At 69.5% G+C, this 17,844-nt stretch carries 18 protein-coding genes; 9 read left to right on the forward strand and 9 right to left on the reverse strand.

What is annotated here, in order from left to right:
• Positions 1-8: 8 nt before the first annotated feature.
• The 3 genes from ACZ6ZD_RS04720 to ACZ6ZD_RS04730 form a co-directional block, all read right to left on the reverse strand.
• A complete protein-coding gene (locus tag ACZ6ZD_RS04720) occupies positions 9-260 on the reverse strand; it encodes a PIN domain-containing protein (RefSeq protein WP_465668357.1) in 252 nt (83 codons plus the stop codon).
• Positions 261-355: 95 nt separating this feature from the next.
• Complete coding sequence (locus ACZ6ZD_RS04725) at positions 356-1,111, reverse strand: HAD family hydrolase (protein ID WP_465668359.1); 756 nt, start codon at positions 1,109-1,111, stop codon at positions 356-358.
• Positions 1,108-2,259 (reverse strand): alpha-hydroxy-acid oxidizing protein, encoded by a 1,152-nt coding sequence (locus tag ACZ6ZD_RS04730; protein ID WP_465668361.1) that lies wholly within the window; start codon positions 2,257-2,259, stop codon positions 1,108-1,110. The genes ACZ6ZD_RS04725 and ACZ6ZD_RS04730 overlap by 4 nt, the downstream gene beginning before the upstream one ends.
• A gap of 107 nt (positions 2,260-2,366) precedes the next feature.
• Between ACZ6ZD_RS04730 and ACZ6ZD_RS04735 the strand changes: the two genes are divergently transcribed.
• Positions 2,367-3,569 carry an MFS transporter gene (locus tag ACZ6ZD_RS04735; RefSeq protein WP_465668363.1) on the forward strand — a complete coding sequence of 401 codons (1,203 nt, stop codon included), beginning with the start codon at positions 2,367-2,369 and terminating at the stop codon, positions 3,567-3,569.
• Here ACZ6ZD_RS04735 and ACZ6ZD_RS04740 read toward each other — a convergent pair.
• A complete protein-coding gene (locus tag ACZ6ZD_RS04740) occupies positions 3,551-3,943 on the reverse strand; it encodes a nuclear transport factor 2 family protein (RefSeq protein WP_465668365.1) in 393 nt (130 codons plus the stop codon). The genes ACZ6ZD_RS04735 and ACZ6ZD_RS04740 overlap by 19 nt on opposite strands.
• Positions 3,944-4,024: 81 nt before the next feature.
• Here ACZ6ZD_RS04740 and ACZ6ZD_RS04745 point away from each other — a divergent pair, with 81 nt between their 5' ends.
• Positions 4,025-5,272 (forward strand): DUF445 domain-containing protein, encoded by a 1,248-nt coding sequence (locus tag ACZ6ZD_RS04745; protein WP_465668367.1) that lies wholly within the window; start codon positions 4,025-4,027, stop codon positions 5,270-5,272.
• 16 nt (positions 5,273-5,288) lie between these two features.
• Here ACZ6ZD_RS04745 and ACZ6ZD_RS04750 read toward each other — a convergent pair whose 3' ends face one another.
• Complete coding sequence (locus ACZ6ZD_RS04750; RefSeq protein WP_465668369.1) at positions 5,289-6,050, reverse strand: D-Ala-D-Ala carboxypeptidase family metallohydrolase; 762 nt, start codon at positions 6,048-6,050, stop codon at positions 5,289-5,291.
• Between the two features lie 188 nt (positions 6,051-6,238).
• Here ACZ6ZD_RS04750 and ACZ6ZD_RS04755 point away from each other — a divergent pair, with 188 nt between their 5' ends.
• Positions 6,239-6,742, forward strand: coding sequence for a SigE family RNA polymerase sigma factor (locus tag ACZ6ZD_RS04755; RefSeq protein WP_465668371.1), 504 nt, complete (start codon positions 6,239-6,241; stop codon positions 6,740-6,742).
• A complete protein-coding gene (locus tag ACZ6ZD_RS04760; protein ID WP_465668373.1) occupies positions 6,739-8,154 on the forward strand; it encodes a hypothetical protein in 1,416 nt (471 codons plus the stop codon). The genes ACZ6ZD_RS04755 and ACZ6ZD_RS04760 overlap by 4 nt, the downstream gene beginning before the upstream one ends.
• On the opposite strand, the gene ACZ6ZD_RS04765 is transcribed toward ACZ6ZD_RS04760, so the two are convergent.
• Positions 8,139-8,906 (reverse strand): sugar phosphate isomerase/epimerase family protein, encoded by a 768-nt coding sequence (locus tag ACZ6ZD_RS04765; RefSeq protein ID WP_465668375.1) that lies wholly within the window; start codon positions 8,904-8,906, stop codon positions 8,139-8,141. The two genes, ACZ6ZD_RS04760 and ACZ6ZD_RS04765, sit on opposite strands and share 16 nt — an antisense overlap.
• A gap of 137 nt (positions 8,907-9,043) precedes the next feature.
• On the opposite strand from ACZ6ZD_RS04765, the gene rarD reads away from it, so the two are divergent.
• Both rarD and ACZ6ZD_RS04775 read left to right on the forward strand, forming a co-directional pair.
• Positions 9,044-9,973: an EamA family transporter RarD gene (rarD, locus tag ACZ6ZD_RS04770; protein WP_465668377.1), complete on the forward strand. Its 930-nt coding sequence runs from the start codon at positions 9,044-9,046 to the stop codon at positions 9,971-9,973.
• A 41-nt stretch (positions 9,974-10,014) separates the two neighbouring features.
• The gene (locus ACZ6ZD_RS04775) at positions 10,015-12,081 is read left to right on the forward strand and encodes a PhoX family protein (protein WP_465668379.1); all 2,067 of its coding nucleotides are present in this window, start codon (positions 10,015-10,017) and stop codon (positions 12,079-12,081) included.
• Positions 12,082-12,285: 204 nt separating this feature from the next.
• Here the strand turns inward: ACZ6ZD_RS04775 and ACZ6ZD_RS04780 are convergent, their stop codons facing one another.
• Positions 12,286-12,792: a hypothetical protein gene (locus ACZ6ZD_RS04780; protein ID WP_465668381.1), complete on the reverse strand. Its 507-nt coding sequence runs from the start codon at positions 12,790-12,792 to the stop codon at positions 12,286-12,288.
• Positions 12,793-12,877: 85 nt separating this feature from the next.
• Here ACZ6ZD_RS04780 and ACZ6ZD_RS04785 point away from each other — a divergent pair, with 85 nt between their 5' ends.
• The 3 genes from ACZ6ZD_RS04785 to ACZ6ZD_RS04795 are packed head-to-tail and all read left to right on the forward strand — an operon-like array spanning position 12,878 to position 15,209.
• Complete coding sequence (locus tag ACZ6ZD_RS04785) at positions 12,878-13,360, forward strand: RrF2 family transcriptional regulator (RefSeq protein ID WP_465668383.1); 483 nt, start codon at positions 12,878-12,880, stop codon at positions 13,358-13,360.
• A 10-nt stretch (positions 13,361-13,370) separates the two neighbouring features.
• Complete coding sequence (locus ACZ6ZD_RS04790; RefSeq protein ID WP_465668385.1) at positions 13,371-13,832, forward strand: cupin domain-containing protein; 462 nt, start codon at positions 13,371-13,373, stop codon at positions 13,830-13,832.
• Positions 13,833-13,838: 6 nt separating this feature from the next.
• Positions 13,839-15,209, forward strand: coding sequence for an MFS transporter (locus ACZ6ZD_RS04795; protein ID WP_465668387.1), 1,371 nt, complete (start codon positions 13,839-13,841; stop codon positions 15,207-15,209).
• Positions 15,210-15,262: 53 nt separating this feature from the next.
• On the opposite strand, the gene ACZ6ZD_RS04800 is transcribed toward ACZ6ZD_RS04795, so the two are convergent.
• Positions 15,263-16,285 carry a polyprenyl synthetase family protein gene (locus tag ACZ6ZD_RS04800; protein ID WP_465668388.1) on the reverse strand — a complete coding sequence of 341 codons (1,023 nt, stop codon included), beginning with the start codon at positions 16,283-16,285 and terminating at the stop codon, positions 15,263-15,265.
• Positions 16,282-17,808, reverse strand: coding sequence for an NADH-quinone oxidoreductase subunit NuoN (nuoN, locus tag ACZ6ZD_RS04805; protein ID WP_465672616.1), 1,527 nt, complete (start codon positions 17,806-17,808; stop codon positions 16,282-16,284). Before nuoN ends, ACZ6ZD_RS04800 begins: the two co-directional genes overlap by 4 nt.
• Between the last annotated feature and the right edge of the window lie 36 nt (positions 17,809-17,844).

Below are 17,844 nucleotides of genomic sequence, written 5' to 3' on the forward strand. Positions count from 1 at the left end.
GCACACGCTCAGACGGCGACCACCTGCACGAGATCGTCCAGGTGCGCGAAGTCCTTCGGATTACGCGTGTAGAGGGCGGCATCGTGCGTGGCCGCCGTGGCCGCGATGACGAGATCGAAGGAGCGGCCTCGCGGCTGTCGGCCGGCCGCCGCGACCGTCGCAGCCATCGCGCCGTACGTACGAGCGATCGCATCGGTGACCGGCAGGGCTTCGAAGGCCCGCTCGATACCGGCCAGGCGACGCAGGCGGACCGCCCCCACTCATCAACCCGTTCGTCGGCCCGCCGGCGGGCGGGTTCTGAGCGTGCGGCGAGACCTTCGGCGTGAGTTGGTGAGTGTTGGCGGTCCGCTGCAGATCAGGGCCTCGACTCCCAGGGGTCCCGCAGCTCGTGGCCGATCTGTTCGCGGTCCAGCGGCCAATCCTCATCTGTGCAGGGACGCAACACCTCGGCGATCTCGTCGGTCCGCCTTGGAAGCAGGTCGAGGAGGGTGTTGGTGGGGCGGGTTAGGTGGCGGGCGGGGAGGCCGGCGGATTGGGGGGCTTGGACGTCGAGGGCTAGGTTGTCGCCGATCATGAGGGTTTGGGCGGGGGTGGTGCCGAGGGCTTGGCAGGTGCGGAGGTAGGTGTCGGGGTGGGGTTTGCTGAGGCCGAGGGACTCGCTGGTGTGGAGGACGTCGACGTAGGGGGTGAGGCCGATGGCTTCCAGTTTGGCGGCTTGCTGGGTGGTGGCGCCGTTGGTGAGGACGGCGGTGCGCCAGTTGTTGCTGCGGGCAAGTTTCAGGGCGGGTTCGGCGTCGGGGTAGGCGATCCAGTTGGTGCGGTAGTGGTGCAGGTAGCGGTCGAAGAGGGTGTCCTGGGCCTGCTCGGTGGGTGGGACGGGGTGGTTCACCAGGGGGAGGAACTCGTGCAGGCGGGCGCGGCGCTGGCCTTGGTGGGTGAGCTCGCCGGCGAGCCAGCGCGGGTAGACGCGGTCCTCGATGGCGAACCACTCGGCGAGGAGGGCGTCGGTGGGGTCGGCGCCGAGCTCGGGGAGCCAGGCGCGGACGGCGGCGGTGGCGGCGCCGGTGTGGTCGAAGAGGGTGTTGTCGAGGTCGAAGATGACGGCTTTCATGCGCGGGTGAGCGAGTCGCGGTTGAGCTCGCGGTGGTTGGCGTAGCCGGCCAGGGCGAGGGTGAGGTCGAGCTCGGCGAGGAAGCAGCGCAGGACGTGTTCGACGCCGGCCTGGCCGGCCAGGGCGAGGCCGTACATCAACGGGCGGCCGAGCAGCACGGCTTTGGCGCCGAGCGCGAGCGCCTTCGCGGCGTCCGCGCCGGTCCGGACGCCGGAGTCGAACAGGACCGTGAGCTGTTCGCCGACGGCGTCCGCGATCGCGGGCAGCGCGTCGAGGGCGGCGATCGCGCCGTCGACCTGACGGCCGCCGTGGTTGGAGACGACGATCCCGTCGGCTCCGTGCTCGGCGGCCAGTTTGGCGTCCTCGACGGCGGTGATGCCCTTGAGGACGATCGGGCCGTCCCAGTTGTCCCGCAGGAAGCCGAGATCGTCCCAGCTCAGGCCGACGTTCGGGAACATCTGCGCCCACTGCATCACCGCGGCGCCCGGGTCGTCCTCGATCGGCTTGGCCAGTTTCGCGACGAACGCCGGGTCGCTGAAGTAGTTCGCGAGCCCTTCACCGGTCAGGAACGGCAGGAAGCCGCGGTCCAGGTCGGCGGGCCGCCAGCCGATCGTCCCGGTGTCGAGCGTGACGACCAGGACGCCGTACCCGCTCGCCTTCGCCCGCCGCAGCAGGCTGAGACAGACGTCGCGATCGGTCGGGTAGTACAGCTGGTACCACTTGCTCTTGGCCTCGATCTGCTCGATCGCATGACTCGCCTGGGTCGAGTGCGTGTACGTGAGCCCGAGCGTGTCCGCCGCCCGCGCGGTCGCCAGCTCGCCGTCCGGATGCGCCAGCGTCTGGACGCCGATCGGCGCGACCAGCACCGGCGCGGGCATCGGCGTCCCGAGGATCGTGCAGCTCAGGTCGCGCTCGGTACTCCCCCGCAGCATCCGCGGCACCAGCCGCCACCGGTCGAACGCGACCAGGTTGGCCCGCGCGGTCGCGCCGCTCCCCGCGCTCGGCACGATGTAGCCCATCGCCTCCGCGGACAGCTTCCCCGCCGCCTGCGACTCCAGCCGCGCCAGATCGGTGGTGATGTCCGGCTTGGTCCCCTGCAGCATTCCCTGCAGGTAGATCTGCAACTGAAAGTCGCCGAAGTTGGCCATGCGCGGATGTTTCCACACTCGACCGCGACCCGGAACCACCGCCCGGTAGTTGACAATTCGCTGGCAACTTTCTGGGAGCAACCGCACCGGGTTTGGGAGACTCAGGTGTGACCACTGCCGTGACGCCTGACAGCCGGAAACTGCCCCGCCAGGTCGGACTGGCGTTGTTCGCGCTGGCGACCGGCGGGTTCGCGATCGGGACCACCGAGTTCGTGACGATGGGCCTGCTGCCGGAGATCGCGGACGGCGTCCGGATCTCGATTCCGACCGCTGGGCACGTCGTTTCGGCGTACGCCGTCGGCGTGGTCGTCGGAGCACCGGTGATCGCGGCGCTCGGCGCGCGGACCGGCCGGAAGCGGCTGCTGCTCGGGCTGATGGCGATGTTCGTGGTCGGCAACATCCTGTCGGCGATCGCGTCGAGCTACGAGCTGCTGATGGCGGCGCGGTTCCTGACCGGGGTGCCGCACGGCGCGTTCTTCGGGATCGGCGCGGTGGTCAGCGCGTCGATGGTGCCGGTGAACCGGCGGGCCTGGGCGGTCTCGATGATCATGGTCGGCCTGCCGGTGGCCAATATCGTCGGCGTCCCGCTGACCACGCTGATGGGTCAGCGGCTGGGGTGGCAGGCGCCGTTCCTGGCGGTCGGCGGGCTCGGGTTGCTGACGCTGGTGGCAGTCTGGTTCTGGGTGACGCCGCAGCCGGTCGGGAACGACGTCAACGTCCGCAGCGAGCTGAGCGCGCTGGCGAAACCGCAGGTGTGGATGGCGTTGCTGGTCGGGATGGTCGGCTTCGGCGGCATGTTCGCGACCTACTCCTACATCACCCCGACCATGACGGAGCTGGCCGGCTTCTCCGCGGCCGCGGTGACGATCGTGCTGGCGACGTACGGCGTCGGCATGACCTGCGGCACGCTGGTCGGCGGCCGGCTCGCGGACCGCGCGCTGATGCCGAGCCTGTACGGCGGCCTGATCGCGGTGACCGTCGTCCTCACCGTCTTCGGCTGGCTGGCGCACACCAAGCCGACCGCGCTGCTCGCGGTCTTCCTGCTGGGCTTCTCGTCGAGCATCCTGATCCCGGCCCTGCAGACGCGCCTGATGGACGTCGCCCACGAGGGTCAGTCGCTCGCCGCGTCGCTCAACCACTCGACGCTGAACGTCGCCAACGCCCTCGGCGCCTGGCTCGGCAGCGTCGTCCTCTCAGCCGGCTACGGCTACGAGTGGCCCAGCCGGGTCGGCGCCGCCCTCGCGGTCGCGGGCCTGATCTTCGCGCTGATCTCCGGCCGGATGGATCGCCGTCAGGGCACGAGCGCCTGAGCGACCGCGAGGCTGTCCTCGTAGAAGTGGTACCGGTTGATCCGCCCGGCGCGGGTCCCGATGTGGATCGCGAACCGGGACTCGATGTCCCGCCCGGTCGCCCGGACCGTCGAGACGAGCTGACCGATGACGACGGCGTCGGTGGTGTCGGCGACGATGCGCTCGACGTCGAACCGTTTGCCGTCCAGGTGGGCGCGCAGCAGACCGAAGTACGTCGCCATCCCGGCGGCCGAGTCGACGTCCGGCACCCACGGCAGGTCGGCGGCGCGCGGGATGAAGAAGTCCACGTCGTCGGCGAAGAGCGCGGCGGCCGCGTCGATCTCGCCGGCGCCGACGTGCTGGAGCAGGGTGCTGGTCAGCTCATGCGGGGTCACGACACCCGATCGTAGGCACTCAGGGGTGAACCAGGACCGCACCTGACCGGATTGCTGGGTATCACCTGGTTGGATCTAGGTATGGCGACAATGACGTTGGGCGCGGCCGACCTGGTCCGGCAGCGTGGGTTGCGGCAGATGCGGATGGTCGCGTTGTCGTTGCTGGTGCTGGCCGCGGTGATCTACGTGGTGACGCTGCACCAGCCCGGCGCGTGGGGTTATGTGAACGCGGCGGCCGAGGCGGCTATGGTCGGCGCGCTGGCGGACTGGTTCGCGGTGACGGCGCTGTTCCGGCGGCCGCTCGGGTTGCCGATCCCGCACACCGCGATCGTGCCGACGCGGAAGGACAGCCTGGCCGAGAGCCTGGAGCAGTTCGTCACCGAGAACTTCCTCTCCGAGGAGGTCGTGGCGGAGAAGATGCGCACGGCCGCGGTGAGCCGGCGCGCAGGTGAGTGGCTGGCCTCCGGGACGCATGCCGAGCGGATCGTCGCCGAAGGCGCCCGGACGATCGGCGCCGCGCTGCCGAAACTCGGGGACGACGACGTCACCGCGTTCGTCCGCGGGTCGTTGCTGCCGCGGTTCGTGCAGGAGCCGCTGAGCCCGATCGCCGGCCACTTCCTCGAATCCGTCGTGGACGACGGCGCCCACCACGCGCTGTTCGACCTGCTGATGGTCGAGGCGCACGACTGGTTACGCGACAACCGCGAACTGCTGGCGGACGTCGTCGGCCCGCGCGCGCCGCGCTGGTCGCCGATGTGGGTCGACCGGCTCGTCGTCGACCGGATCCACCGCGAGGCGGTCGCCTGGCTGGCCGACGTCCGCGACAACCAGGACCACGCCGCCCGGCAGGCGATCGACCGGCTGCTGCGCAAACTCGCCGTCGACCTGCAGAACGATCCCGAGACGATGGCGCGGTTCGAGGCGTTCAAGTCCCGGATGCTGACCCATCCGGACATGGGCTCCAGCCTGACCGCGGTCTGGGACTCGTTGCGCACGGCCCTGATCGACGCGATCTCGGACCCGGCGAGCACGCTGCAGGTGCGCGCGGTGAAGGCGATCCGGGATCTCGGCGACCGGCTGCAGACCGACGACGGCCTGCGGGCGAAGGTCGACGATCGCGCCGCCGAGGCGGTCGGATACGTGATCCGGACCTACGGCAGCGAGATCGTCTCCGTCATCTCCGACACGATCGCCCGCTGGGACGGCCGCGAGGCCGCCGCCCGCATCGAGCTGCACGTCGGCCGCGACCTCCAGTTCATCCGCATCAACGGCACCGTCGTCGGAGCCCTCGTCGGCCTAGCAATTCACACCTTGAGCCAACTGCTCTAGATCCTGCAGGCAGGCGCTAGATGCCGCAGGAGGGGGCGTCCCAGACGTTGGAGGTGCGGATGTCGAGGTGGGTGTGGTCGTTGTGCCCGGGGTAGCCGGGGCCGAAGATGCCGCCGAAGCCGTGGTTGCGGGCTTGTTTGGCCAGCGTGCAGAGGGAGTGGCTGCCGACCAGGTCGGCCGAGCGGCCGTACAGGTGCTGGCTGTTCGAGGCGCCGCCGACCGAGTTGTTGCACGGGATACTGCGGAAGCCGCTGGTCACGTTGATGGCCGCGTCGCCGAGCGCATGCCGCAGCGCCTCCAGCTGCCACATGGTCTGCAGCGCGTTCGCCTTGGTCGCGGCCGCCGACAACGGTCCGCCGTCCCATCCGGAGCCGCCGCAGCCGTCGTCCAGCTCGGCGTAGGTGAAGTGGATCGGCGTGCAGTCGTCGTCCTGCAGCGCGTAGATCTTCGTGTACGTCGCGGAGCCGGCGATCCCGTCCGCGCCGAGCCCGTACGCCGACTGGAAGCGCTGGACGGCGGCCTTCGTCGCCGGGCCGAAGTTCCCGTCGGTGGCCAGGTGGCCGCCGTAGCCGGGGTAGCCGGCGACGCGGATCTGCAACTGCCGCACGTCCTCGCCGGTCATCCCTTGGCTGAGCGTGCGGCCCCAGGTGTAACAACCATCGGCGCGGGCCTCGGTCGCCGTGACGATCTGGGTGGTGACGGTGGCGGCGAGCATCGCCGCGAACAACAGCAGGATGGCGACCACCCGCGGCAGCGGGCGACCAAGAAGCTGGGACATGACAACCTCCGGGGCGGTGAAGGAACTCTGTCATCGGCCAGCATTACGGCAGCATCCACCGGTTGACCAGGCCCAAGAAGAAACTTTCTGCCGAACAGGCAACCAAATCCGGACCCCACCCGGTCAGGCAAGATGTGACCATCCAGAACAGCGCGCTGACTCTGCGTGCCGGGGAAACGGGGCCGCCGGTGACGACATCCGAGGGGTTCGACGCCTTCGTCGACACTCGTTCGGCAGCCCTGCTCCGGACGGCGTACCTGCTCACCCGCGACCACGCCCTGGCCGAGGACCTCTGCCAGACCGCGCTCGCCAAGGCCTGGTTCGCCTGGTCCCGGATCGAGGGCGAGAACCCCGAGCCGTACGTCCGGCGGATCCTGATGAACACCTACACCTCGTGGTGGCGGCGCCGCTGGAACAACGAGATCCCGAGCGCCGAGCTGCCCGACACCGGCGCCAGCAGCAGCGCCGAGGACGGTCAGGACCTGTGGGACGCACTCGGCCGGCTCCCCCGCCGCCAGCGCGCCGTCCTGGTCCTGCGGTACTACGAGGACCTGACCGAAGCCGAGACCGCCCAGCTCCTGGGCGTCTCGGTCGGGACCGTCAAAAGCCAAGCCAGTAAGGCGATCGCCAAGCTCCGCCTCGACCCCGCTCTGCTCACCGAGGCAGCGACCAGCGAGGAGACCTCCCGATGAACCTCCAGGACCTGCGCACCGAGCTCAGCACCCGCGCCGGCCAGGCCGGCGACCAGCCCGACCTGCTGCCCGGCGTCCGGCACAAGATCCGCCGGACCAAGCAGCGCCGCGCGGCCACCGCCGTCGCCTCGATCGCCGCCGTGGCGGCCGTCGCGATCGCCGTCGTTCCCGGCGTCGTCACCAAGACCCAGCCCGACCCGTCGAGTACCGTCCCCGCCGACTACGAGCGGGACGGGATCGCCATCCCCGGCCGGATCGGCGCCGACAAGCTGCTCGGCGGCTGGATCGGCAACCAGAACCAGGACAAGTTCTCCTTCAGCTGGACGCCGACCACCAACCACATCGCCGTCCGGGCCATGTGCACGACGGAGAGCCAGCGGTCGAAGTTCGCGGAGATCCGGATCGGGCAGCGCGTCGTCGCGACCGTCCAGTGCAACGTCGGCGGGAACCTCACCGACGCGTACGGCGAGGAGACCCGGCCGGACTCACCGCTCTGGCTGACCACGCCGGTCGGCCGGGACACGACGGTCACCGCGGACATCATCGACTCCGACTCTCGTGAGCCGGGTGACGACACCGCGCGAATCGCCGTCGGCCTCTACAGCACCACCGGCAGCTCCGACTTCCGAGCCGTGCCGCAACCCGGCCCGCAGGACTTCCAGGACAAGGGCATCGTCTACCGCCGCCAGGTCGGCGGTGACACGCTGCTCGGCGCGGCCGTCTCCGGCCCCGGCGCCAAGGAGGTCCGCTTCAGCTTCACCGGGACGGGCGCGCCGCTGAGGCTGAAGCCGTTCTGCACCGCCGCCGACGGCCCGCTGGCGACGGCGTACCCCTACAGCGTTGCGATGTCGATCGACGGGCAGCCCGAGGTCAGCATGTCCTGCGGCGCGGACTCGACCGATGCGGGCGCAGTCGGCAGCGGCACCTTCGCCACGGCAGTTCCGGCCGGTCGCGAGGTCGAGGCGGTCATCGAACTGCGCGACGGCCGTAAGGGCACCTCGGCCGCTCCCGACAACGCCTTGCTCGCGCTCGGCGTGTATGCCCAGGGGCCGCAGCGCGACGTCGGCGGCCTGCAATTCGACGAGCGGATCGAGATCAACGGGCGGACCTACCGGCTCGACTCGTTCCGGACCGCGCCGGGCCCGCAGAAAGAGGTCACGATCGAGGCGCCGGTGAACCAGGAGTTCGTCCTCGCCTACAGTGGGAAGGACCTCGGCAGCCCGGCGCCGCTGCAGGTCCAGGCCCGGGCCGGCGCCGAGATCGCCCACGGCATTCAGGTCGACGACGGCAATGACGTCGGCGTCGGCAAGGACGTCATCCCGGCCGGCCCGGCGCGAACGGCGGCCGTCGTCGTCACCCAGGGCAAGCCGACGGCCGGGACGCTCGCGATCGCGATCTACTTACCGGTCTGACCCAGCCAGGAGTTCAGGTCGGCGGCGTCGGCGAGGAGCTGCTCGGGTTTGTTGTCCTCGACGAACTCGAGCAACGCGTTGATCTCGCGGGGATCGTTCTGCAGGCGGTGCAGGACCTGCCGCCAGAGCGACTCCCGGGTCGCGAGCGGGCGGCGGGCGCCGTCCGGCTCCCAGGAGAAGACGTGCACGCTGACCAGCCAGGGCAGCAGCGCCTCCAGCTGATCGAGACACTCCTCGTCGCTCGCGCCGATCGGAGGCTGCCAGTACGTCGTCAGGTTCGGGGCGCCGACGTCCATCAGCAAGGTGATCGTGGAGTCGATCTCGTCGGTCAGGGTGTTGCGGTGGAACTCGAGCGCGATCTCGATCCCCGAGCCGGCCGCGACCTCGGCCAGCTCGGCGAGGCCGCGGGTGACCGCCATCCGGTCGCCGACACCGGCATCCGCCGTCCCGACGCTGCCGGCCCAGACGCGGATCCGGGAGGCGCCGAGCGCCTCCGCGGTGGCGACGGTCGCGCGCATCTCCTCGCGGTCGGCCGTGCCGGCGCGCAGGTAGGAGCCGTAGGCGGCCGTCTCCAGGCCGTGCACGGAGGTCAGATTCCGTACGCGCTTCGCGGTGACCAGGTCACCGAGCGGCACGTGGATGTCACCACCCCACTCGATCGCCTTCAGCCCGGCCTTGGCCGTGACCTCCACCACCTCGTCGACCGGCAGCTGCCGGAACGTCACCGAGACCAGACCGGTCCTCACGCTCACACATGCCTCCTCAGGTTCACTCCCCTATCCAACCCCATCAGGCCCGCGTGTCCACGCGATGAGATCCTCCCCACGCTGTCTCACGTCATGAGCAAACCTCTTGGATGCCACTGACGTGCGGACTTAGGGTGCGAAATGTGCCGGAACAACGCAGGGGGTTCGCCTACGGATTGACCGCGTACCTGTTGTGGGGCCTGTTCCCGTTGTACTGGCGATTACTCGACCATTCGGGCCCGATCGAGTTGCTCGCGCACCGCGTGCTCTGGTCGCTGCTCACGATCGTCGTCCTGGTCGCCGTCCTGCGGAAGTTCGGCCAGGTGCGCGCGCTGATCCGCGAGCCGCGGCGGCGCTGGGCGCTGGTCGCCGCGGCGTTCCTGATCTCGATCAACTGGGGCACCTACATCTACGGCGTGGTCAACGGGCACGTGGTCGAGACGTCGCTCGGCTACTTCATCACCCCGCTGTTCGCGGTGTTCCTCGGCGTCATCGTCCTCAAGGAGCGGCTGCGGCCCGCCCAGTGGACGGCGCTCGCGGTCGCGTTCGCCGCGGTCGTCGGGCTGGCGATCGAGCACGGCCGGCCGCCGTGGATCGCGATCATCCTGACCTTTTCGTGGGGGTTCTACGGGCTGATCAAGAAGCAGGCGAACGCCGGCGCGGTCGAGGGGATGGCGGTCGAGTCCGCGACCGTGGTCCCGCTGGCGCTGGCGGCGATCGCCGTCCTCGGCGTCCGGGGCGACTCGACCGTGGCGGACTACGGGATCGGGTACTTCGTCCTCGTACTGCTGACCGGGCCGCTGACCGCCATCCCGCTGCTGTTCTTCGGCGCGGCCGCGACGCGGATCCCGCTGACGACGCTCGGCCTGCTGAACTACGTCGCCCCGATCCTGCAGTTCATCTGCGGGGTGACGATCTTCCACGAGCACATGTCGCCGATGCGCTGGGCCGGGTTCGGGCTGGTCTGGGTGGCACTGCTGATCTTCACCGGGGACGGCCTTCGGCAACGGCGAGTGACGGCGCGGCTCCGGCTGGCTACTAAGGGCAACCTAAGCCGTCCGACGTTCACCTGACCTTCACCCAGGGCCTGCTTGCCCTCCCTAATGTCCCCGGCGTGACCAAGTTTCTGCCGCTGCTCAGCCAGCTCGGTACCCGCCACGGCTCCCGCTCGTTCCGTACCTGTGAGCTGAAGTGCGCCAACCAGTGCGACCACGCTCAGCCGAACACGTCCGGTAACGAGCACATCCAGTCCGTCCTGCGCTCGGCCTTCACCCGCCGCAACGTGCTGAAGGTGGGCGCCGCCGGCGCCGCGGCCGCCGGGGTCGCGACCCTGGCCACCAACCTCCCGGCCACCGCGGACCAGCAGACCTACGGCGGCTACCAGCGTGGGAACGGCGACTTCCCCGGGTTCGCCGGCGGCCACGGCAAGCTGACGCACGCCGCCGTCCCGCCGAACCGCAAGGACGACATCGTCGTCCCGCGCGGTTACCAGCAGGCCGTGATCATCGCCTGGGGCGACCCGGTCGAGTACGGCGCGCCGCGGTTCGACGCGCACCGCCAATCCGCGGCGGCGCAGGCCAAGCAGTTCGGCTACAACAACGACTACACGATGATCGTCCCGCTCCGCGACGAGCGGAAGGCGCTGCTCGTCTGCAACCACGAGTACACCGACGAGTACCTGATGTTCCCGACCGGCAAGTACGACCTGGCCACCCAGGCCAAGATCGGCATCGCGGCGCACGGGATGTCCGTCGTCCAGCTCGAGCGCGTCGGGCGCAGCGGCCAGTGGCGCCGGGACAAGCAGCTATCCCGCTACAACCGGCGGATCACTGCGGCCACCAAGTTCGAGGTGACCGGCCCGGCCGCCGCCGACAAGCGCGTCGGGAAGGTTGCCTACGGCACCTTCGGGAACTGCTCCGGCGGCGTCACCCCGTGGGGCACGGTGCTGTCCGGCGAGGAGAACTTCAACGGGTACTACGACGTCACCGGGACGACGCCGAAGGAGTACGAGGCGTCGTACAAGCGGTACGGCGTCCCGACGACCGTCACCAAGTCGGCCCGGCAGTGGAGTGTCGTCGACCCGCGCTTCGACCTGACCAGGACGCCGACCGAGGTGTTCCGGTCCGGCTGGGTGGTCGAGGTCGACCCGTACGACCCGCACTCGGCGCCGAAGAAGCGGACCATGCTCGGCCGGCTCAAGCACGAGGGCGCCACCACGACGATCACCGCCGACGGGCGGATCGCGGTCTACACCGGTGACGACGAGAAGGGCGAGTACATCTACAAGTTCGTCTCGACCGGCAAGTACGACCCGGACAACCGCAAGCGCAACTTCGGCCTGCTCGACGAGGGCACGCTGTACGTCGCGAAGTTCACCGGCGACGGCGACGCCGACGGCCTGTACGACGGCGTCGGTCAGTGGATCCCGCTGACGAGTGACAAGAAGTCGTTCGTCGACGGGATGTCGGTCGCCGACGTGCTGATCGACACCCGGATCGCGGCCGACAAGGTCTCCCCGACCCGGATGGACCGCCCGGAGGACGTCGAGCGCAACCCGGTCAACGGCCGCGTCTACGCCGCGCTGACCAACAACGACAAGCGCGGCAGCACCCACGCGCTCGACGAGGCCAACCCGATCGGGACGTCGCACGTCCGCGAGAAGCTCGGCGGCCCGCTGATCGAGAAGGCCGGTAACCGCAACGGCTACATCCTGGAGATCACCGAGGAGGGCGACGACGCGGCCAAGACCGGCTTCTTCTGGACCCTGTTCCTGGTCTGCGGCGACCCGGCCGCCCAGGAGACCTACTTCGGCGGCTTCGACAAGTCCAAGGTCAGCCCGATCTCCTGCCCCGACAACGTCGCCTTCGACGGCGCCGGCAACCTCTGGATCTCCACCGACGGCAACGTCCTCGGCTCCAACGACGGCATCTTCACCGTCCCCGTCGCCGGCCCCAACCGCGGCCAGGTCAAGCAGTTCCTCTCCGTCCCCTTCGGCTCCGAAGCCTGCGGCCCCCTCGTCTCCGAAGACGACAAAACCGCCTTCGTCGCCGTCCAGCACCCCGGCGAAACCGACGACGCCACCTTCGAAAAGCCCACCTCCACCTGGCCCCACACCCACAAGTTCCCCCGCCCCGCCATCGCCTGCGTCTGGCGCCCCGACAACGCCCGCGTCGGCAGCTGACCCCCTAACCGCACAACAACGAACGCCCGGCAGGTTCTCCTGGCCGGGCGTTCGGACGTGCGTGTAGTGCTGGTCAGCAGCGGTTGACGGAGTGGAACGAGGCGGTGTGGAAAGCTCCGACGATCCAGCCGCTCACGCCGGTGCTGTGATCGGTTGGCGATCTCTTCGAAGCAGACAGATTGGTTCTCCCCGACGGGGCGGCTATTACGGAGTCACTGCCGGAGGCGACGCCTTGCCTGCCCGGACCGCCCGCCGCGTCTTGTGCGGCATCTCCTTGCGGACCGTTCGGAGTACGTCGGCCAGCGCGGCGTGGATCGCATCGTGACGCTGCCGAAGCTCCGGCAGTTCGTTGACGTAGTTGAGGTTTTCGACCGAATCGCGGATGGCGTCGAACCTCTCGTCGAGATCCTCGGCCCCGCTCAGGAAGATCGCCTGTCCGATAGCTGAACGGGCACGTACGTCGCACCGATACGCTTCCTGCCGCAGCAACTCTCGCTCTGCTTCCGGCTTCTGCTTGATCCGGGCCCGAGCTCGACCGAACATCACCCGTTCGTACTCGTACAGCGCCTCGACGCAGGCACCGTACACCTGCACTTGCGCCTCGAGCATCTGCGCTTCGCGAGCGCTCTTGCGTTGCCAGTACGCCGACAACCACACACCGCCGATCGTCGCGGCGAACCCCATACCCGCGACGATCACAGTCGAATCCATAGCCGAGCACCCTAGACCGAACTCGTCCTTCACCAGAAGCCCGGCGGGTTGACCAATTCTATTCAGGATATTTAGTATCCAGGTTATGCGGATGAACGAGGGGGTCGAGTGGGCTATGCACAGCTGTGTGAATCTCAGTTGGGTTCCGGGGGAGGCGGTGACGGCCAAGCATCTTGCCGCGTTCTACGAGTTGCCGACGGCTTACTTGAACAAGCAGCTTCAGGCGTTGGCGCGGGCGGGCATTCTGACGTCGGTGTCGGGGCCGAAGGGGGGCTTTCAGTTGGCTCGCGATCCTGAGGACATCAGCTTGCTGGACATCGTGGTGGCGATCGACGGGCCGGACGACGCGTTCCGCTGCCGGGAGATCCTCCGGGCGGGGCCTGGGGGGAACTCGAAGACCGACTATGTGAAGAGCTGCCATATCTCTCGGGCGATGCGCGCCGCTGAGCTGACTTATCGTCGCGAGCTTGCTGGGACGACGATCGCTCAGATCGCCGCCGGCGTCGTGGCGGAGTCGCCCGCCGCGCCTGGCAACACCCGCAATCGCTTCGCCAACCTCAAGTCCTGAAAGGACCGCCATGACTTTTCTGATCCGGGCCGCCGACGCCGAGTCTCTCCCTGCGAGCGGGGTCACCCTGCTGGCCGACGTGCCGCGACTTGGCCTGAGCACCCATCGGTCGGTCTTCCGGCCTGGTGCCGCCGGCGCGCCACCGCATCAGCATCACCAGGCCACTGAGCTCTTCTTCATGCTGTCCGGACAGCTCCGCGTCCTGCTCGACGAAGAGCTGGTGACGCTCCGGCCGGGCGACACCCTCGTCGTCCCGCCGCGCACCACGCACGCCTTCGAGGCTCTCGACGGCGACGCGGAGGTCTTCTTCACCCTGACCAACGCCAAGCCGCGCTTCGACTACTACCGCCTGCTCGAATCCGCCTACCGCGGCGAGACCTCGTGGGCCGCCGTCGCTGCCACCAGCGACCAGTTCGACAACCACTACGCGGAAAGTCGCGCATGGGACAACCGCCTTTCCGTTCGGAGCTGATTCTGGATGTTTGATGTCCGAAATAAACCGTTGATCCTCGCGCTGCTCGCGTTCGCGCAGCTGATCATCGCGATCGACTACACGATCGTCTTCGTCGCCGTCCCCGATATCGGGCGCGAGCTCGGCTTCGCGCCGCACAACCTGCAATGGGTGGTCAGCGCGTACGCCGTCCCGTTCGGCGGTCTGCTGCTCCTCGGCGGACGGATGTGCGACCTGCTCGGCCGCCGCCGGATGTTCGTCGCCGGGCTACTCCTGTACGGCGTCTCGTCACTCGCCGGCGGTCTCGCCACCGAACCGTGGCTGCTGATCACGGCCCGCGCGGTCCAGGGTTTCGGCGGCGCCGTCCTGGCGCCGGCGACGCTCTCGCTCCTCGGCACTTTGTTTGCCGAGGGCAAAGAACGGAACCGGGCGTTCTCGATCTGGGGCGCGGCCGGCGGGTCCGGGATGGCGCTGGGCTCGCTGCTCGGCGGCGTCCTCACCCAGTCCTTCGGCTGGCCCGCGGTGTTCACGGTCAACGTCCCGCTCGCGGCCATCGGCATCGCAGCGGCCGTCGTCCTGCTTCCCCGATCCGAAGGTGAGCAGACCCGGCGCCGGTTCGACGTACCGGGGGCGGTGACGGGGACGGCGGGGATCACGGCGATCGTGTTCGCGCTGGTCCAGGGCCCGGCGACCGGGTGGAGTACGCCGAGCGCGGTCGCGGCCGTCGCCGGCGTCGTACTCCTCGCGGCCTTCGTCCGGATCGAGCAGCTGTCTGCGGACCCGCTGCTCCCGTTGGGTCTGCTGGCCCGGCGCAACCTCCGCGTCGGCGTCACAGTCATCACCCTGTTCGCCGCGACCCTGGGCCCACTCCTGTACTTCGAAACCGTCTATTTCCAGGACATCCGCGGCTACACCGCCCTGCAAACCGGTCTCGCCTATCTGGTCCCGACCGTCGCCATCTTCATCGGCGCCAACCTCGGCGGCCGCATCGCCAACCGCGTCGGCCTCCAGCTCACCCTGGGCGCCAGTCTCGTCCTGGCGGCAGCAGGCGCAGCTCTCCTCGGCTTCACCCTTTCACCTAGTACGTCGTACGCCGCTCTCGTCCCGGCCTTCCTCCTCCTCGGCCTCGGCCAAGGCAGCGCCTTCACCACCATGTACGCCGTCACCTCCACCGGCGTCCCCGCCGAACTCCAAGGCATTGGCTCCGGCCTCGCCTCCACCGGCCAGCAAGTAGGTAACGCCGTCGGCCTGGCTGTCCTGGTAGCCATCGCCAACCAGCACACGAACCCCACGACCGGCATCCGCCTGGCCGTCCATCTCGCCGCCCTAGGCGTGCTCCTCACCGCAGCCCTGGCCCTGACCACGCACCGCCGTACCCGAACTCCCGTCGCCGTCTGAACGAGCAACGCCCGGCAGGTTCTCCTGGCCGAGCGTTTTGACGTGTGGTGCGACTAGACCGAGCGGGCTACGACGAGGTCGCAGAGGGAGTCGAGGGCTTGGCGGGCGGGGGTGTTGGGGAGGGAGGCGAGGAGGCGGCGGGCGTCGGCGGCTCGGCGGCGGACGTCGTCCTCGGCTTGGGCGAAGGCGGGGTGGGCGCGGAGCAGGTCGAGGGTTTCGGCGAGGCGGGCGTCGTCGGAGAGGTCCGATTCGAGGAGCTCGAGGAGACGGGCGTCGTCGGGGTTGGTCGGGTCGGCCTGGGCGCGGAAGATGAGGACCGGGAGGGTCGGGACGCCTTCGCGCAGGTCGGTGCCGGGGGTCTTACCGGACTGGCCGGAGTCGCCGGCGATGTCGAGGATGTCGTCGGCGAGCTGGAAGGCGACGCCGATCTCCTCGCCGAAGGCGCGCAGCGACTCCTGGATCTCGGCCGAGGCGCCGGCGAACCGGGCGCCGAAGAGGGCGGACGTCGCGATCAGCGAGCCGGTCTTGTCGGCGACCACCGAGAGGTAGTGCTTGAGCGGGTCCTGACCCTCGCCGACGCCGAGCGTCTCGCGGATCTGGCCCTCGACCAGCCGGCCGAAGGTGCGGGCCTGGATGCGGACCGCCTCCGGGCCGAGGTCGGCGACCAGGTCGGACGCGCGGGCGAACAGCCAGTCACCGGACAAGATGGCGACCGAGTTGTCGTAGCGGGCGTTCGCGGTGGCCGAGCCGCGGCGCAGCGCCGCCTCGTCCATCACGTCGTCGTGGTGCAGCGTCGCGACGTGGGTCAGCTCGACCACGACGGCGGACTTCACGACGTCATCGGACGCCGGGCGGTCGCCGAACTCCGAGGAGATCAGCACCAGCAGCGGCCGGAACCGCTTGCCGCCGGCCACCATGACGTGCTGGGCGGCGGCGGTGACGAACGGCGCCTCGGACTCGGTGGAGTCGCGCAGCGCCTGCTCGACCACCTCCAGCCCAGCGCGAACCCGGGCTTCGAGCGCCTCGTCGGCGAACGCGAAGCCCAGGCTCTCGGCCGGCAGCGGAGTCGGACTCAACGGATGAACTCACCCGCGCGGGCCGCCAGCTCGAGCACCGGTCCGGGGACCAGGCCGAGCAGCACAGTGGCGGCGAGACCGAGGGCGACCGCGGTCGTGGTCTGCCAGCCCGGCAGCACCACGTCGGGGGCGTCGGCCGGCAGATCCGAGAAGAACATCAGCACGATCACGCGGACGTAGAAGAACGCGGCGATCAGGCTGGACAGCACGGCGACGACCACCAGCGGCCAGGCGCCACCCGTCCACGCCGCGCTGAACACGGCCCACTTGCCGGTGAAGCCCGCGGTCAGCGGGATCCCGGCGAAGGACAGCAGGAAGAACGCGAAGATCCCGGCCAGCAGCGGCGACTTCTTGCCCAGCCCGGCCCAGCGGGACAGGTGGGTGGCCTCGCCGCCGGCGTCCCGGACCAGGGTGACGACCGCGAAGGCGCCGATGGTCGAGAAACCGTAGGTGACCAGGTAGAAGAGCACCGCCTGGGTCGAGGTGACGCCGTTGGTGACGCCGCTCCCGGCCTGCGCCAGCCCGACGAACGCGGTCAGCAGGAAACCCGCGTGCGCGATCGAGGAGTAGGCCAGCATCCGCTTCACGTCGCTCTGGGTGATCGCGACGATCGAGCCGACCACCATGGTGAGGATCGCGACGACCCACATCATCGGCGCCCAGTCCCAGCGGGTGCCGCCGAGGGCGACGTAGAAGACGCGCATCAGCCCGATGAACGCGGCGACCTTGGTACAGGCCGCCATGAAACCGGTGACCGGCGTCGGGGCGCCCTGGTAGACGTCCGGCGTCCAGGAGTGGAACGGCACCGCGCCGACCTTGAACAGCAGGCCGACCGCGACCAGGCCCGTCCCGGCCAGCAGGATCGCGTCGCCGCCGGTCTGGGTGGCCAGCGCGTCGGCGATCCCGCCGAGCGACATCGTCCCGGCGTACCCGTAGAGCAGTGCGATCCCGAACAGCAGGAACGCGGAGGCGAACGCGCCGAGCAGGAAGTACTTCATCGCGGCTTCCTGCGAGATCAGCCGGCGACGGCGCGCCAGCCCGCACAGCAGGTACAGCGGCAGCGAGAAGACCTCGAGCGCGACGAACAGCACCAGCAGGTCGTTCGCCGAGGCGAACAGCATCATGCCGCCGACCGCGAACAGCGTCAGCGGGAAGATCTCGGTGTGCTCGAGCCGGGCCGCCGTACCTTCACGCTCGGCCTCGGACCCCGGGACGGCGGCCGCCTGGCCGGCGAACGCGGACAGCCCGCCGTCCAGCGAGCGCTCGGCGAACAGCAGCACGCTGACCAGCGTCAGCGCCAGCAGGATCAGCCAGGTGAACAGCGCTGGGCCGTCGACCGAGATCGCGCCCAGCGCCGCGACCAGCTCCTTCTCGTCGGCGATCAGGAAACCGGTCAGCACCCCGGCGGCGATGATCGCCACCAGCGTGATCGCGAGCTGGACCAGGTGCCGCCAGGCCCGCGGCAGAAACGCCTCGACGATGACGCCGACACAGGCCGCGCCGAACACGACGAACAACGGCATCAGCTCGTTGTACTCGATCTTCGGCGCCACGAAGTC

This window comes from Kribbella sp. NPDC104218 (genome assembly GCF_055584105.1).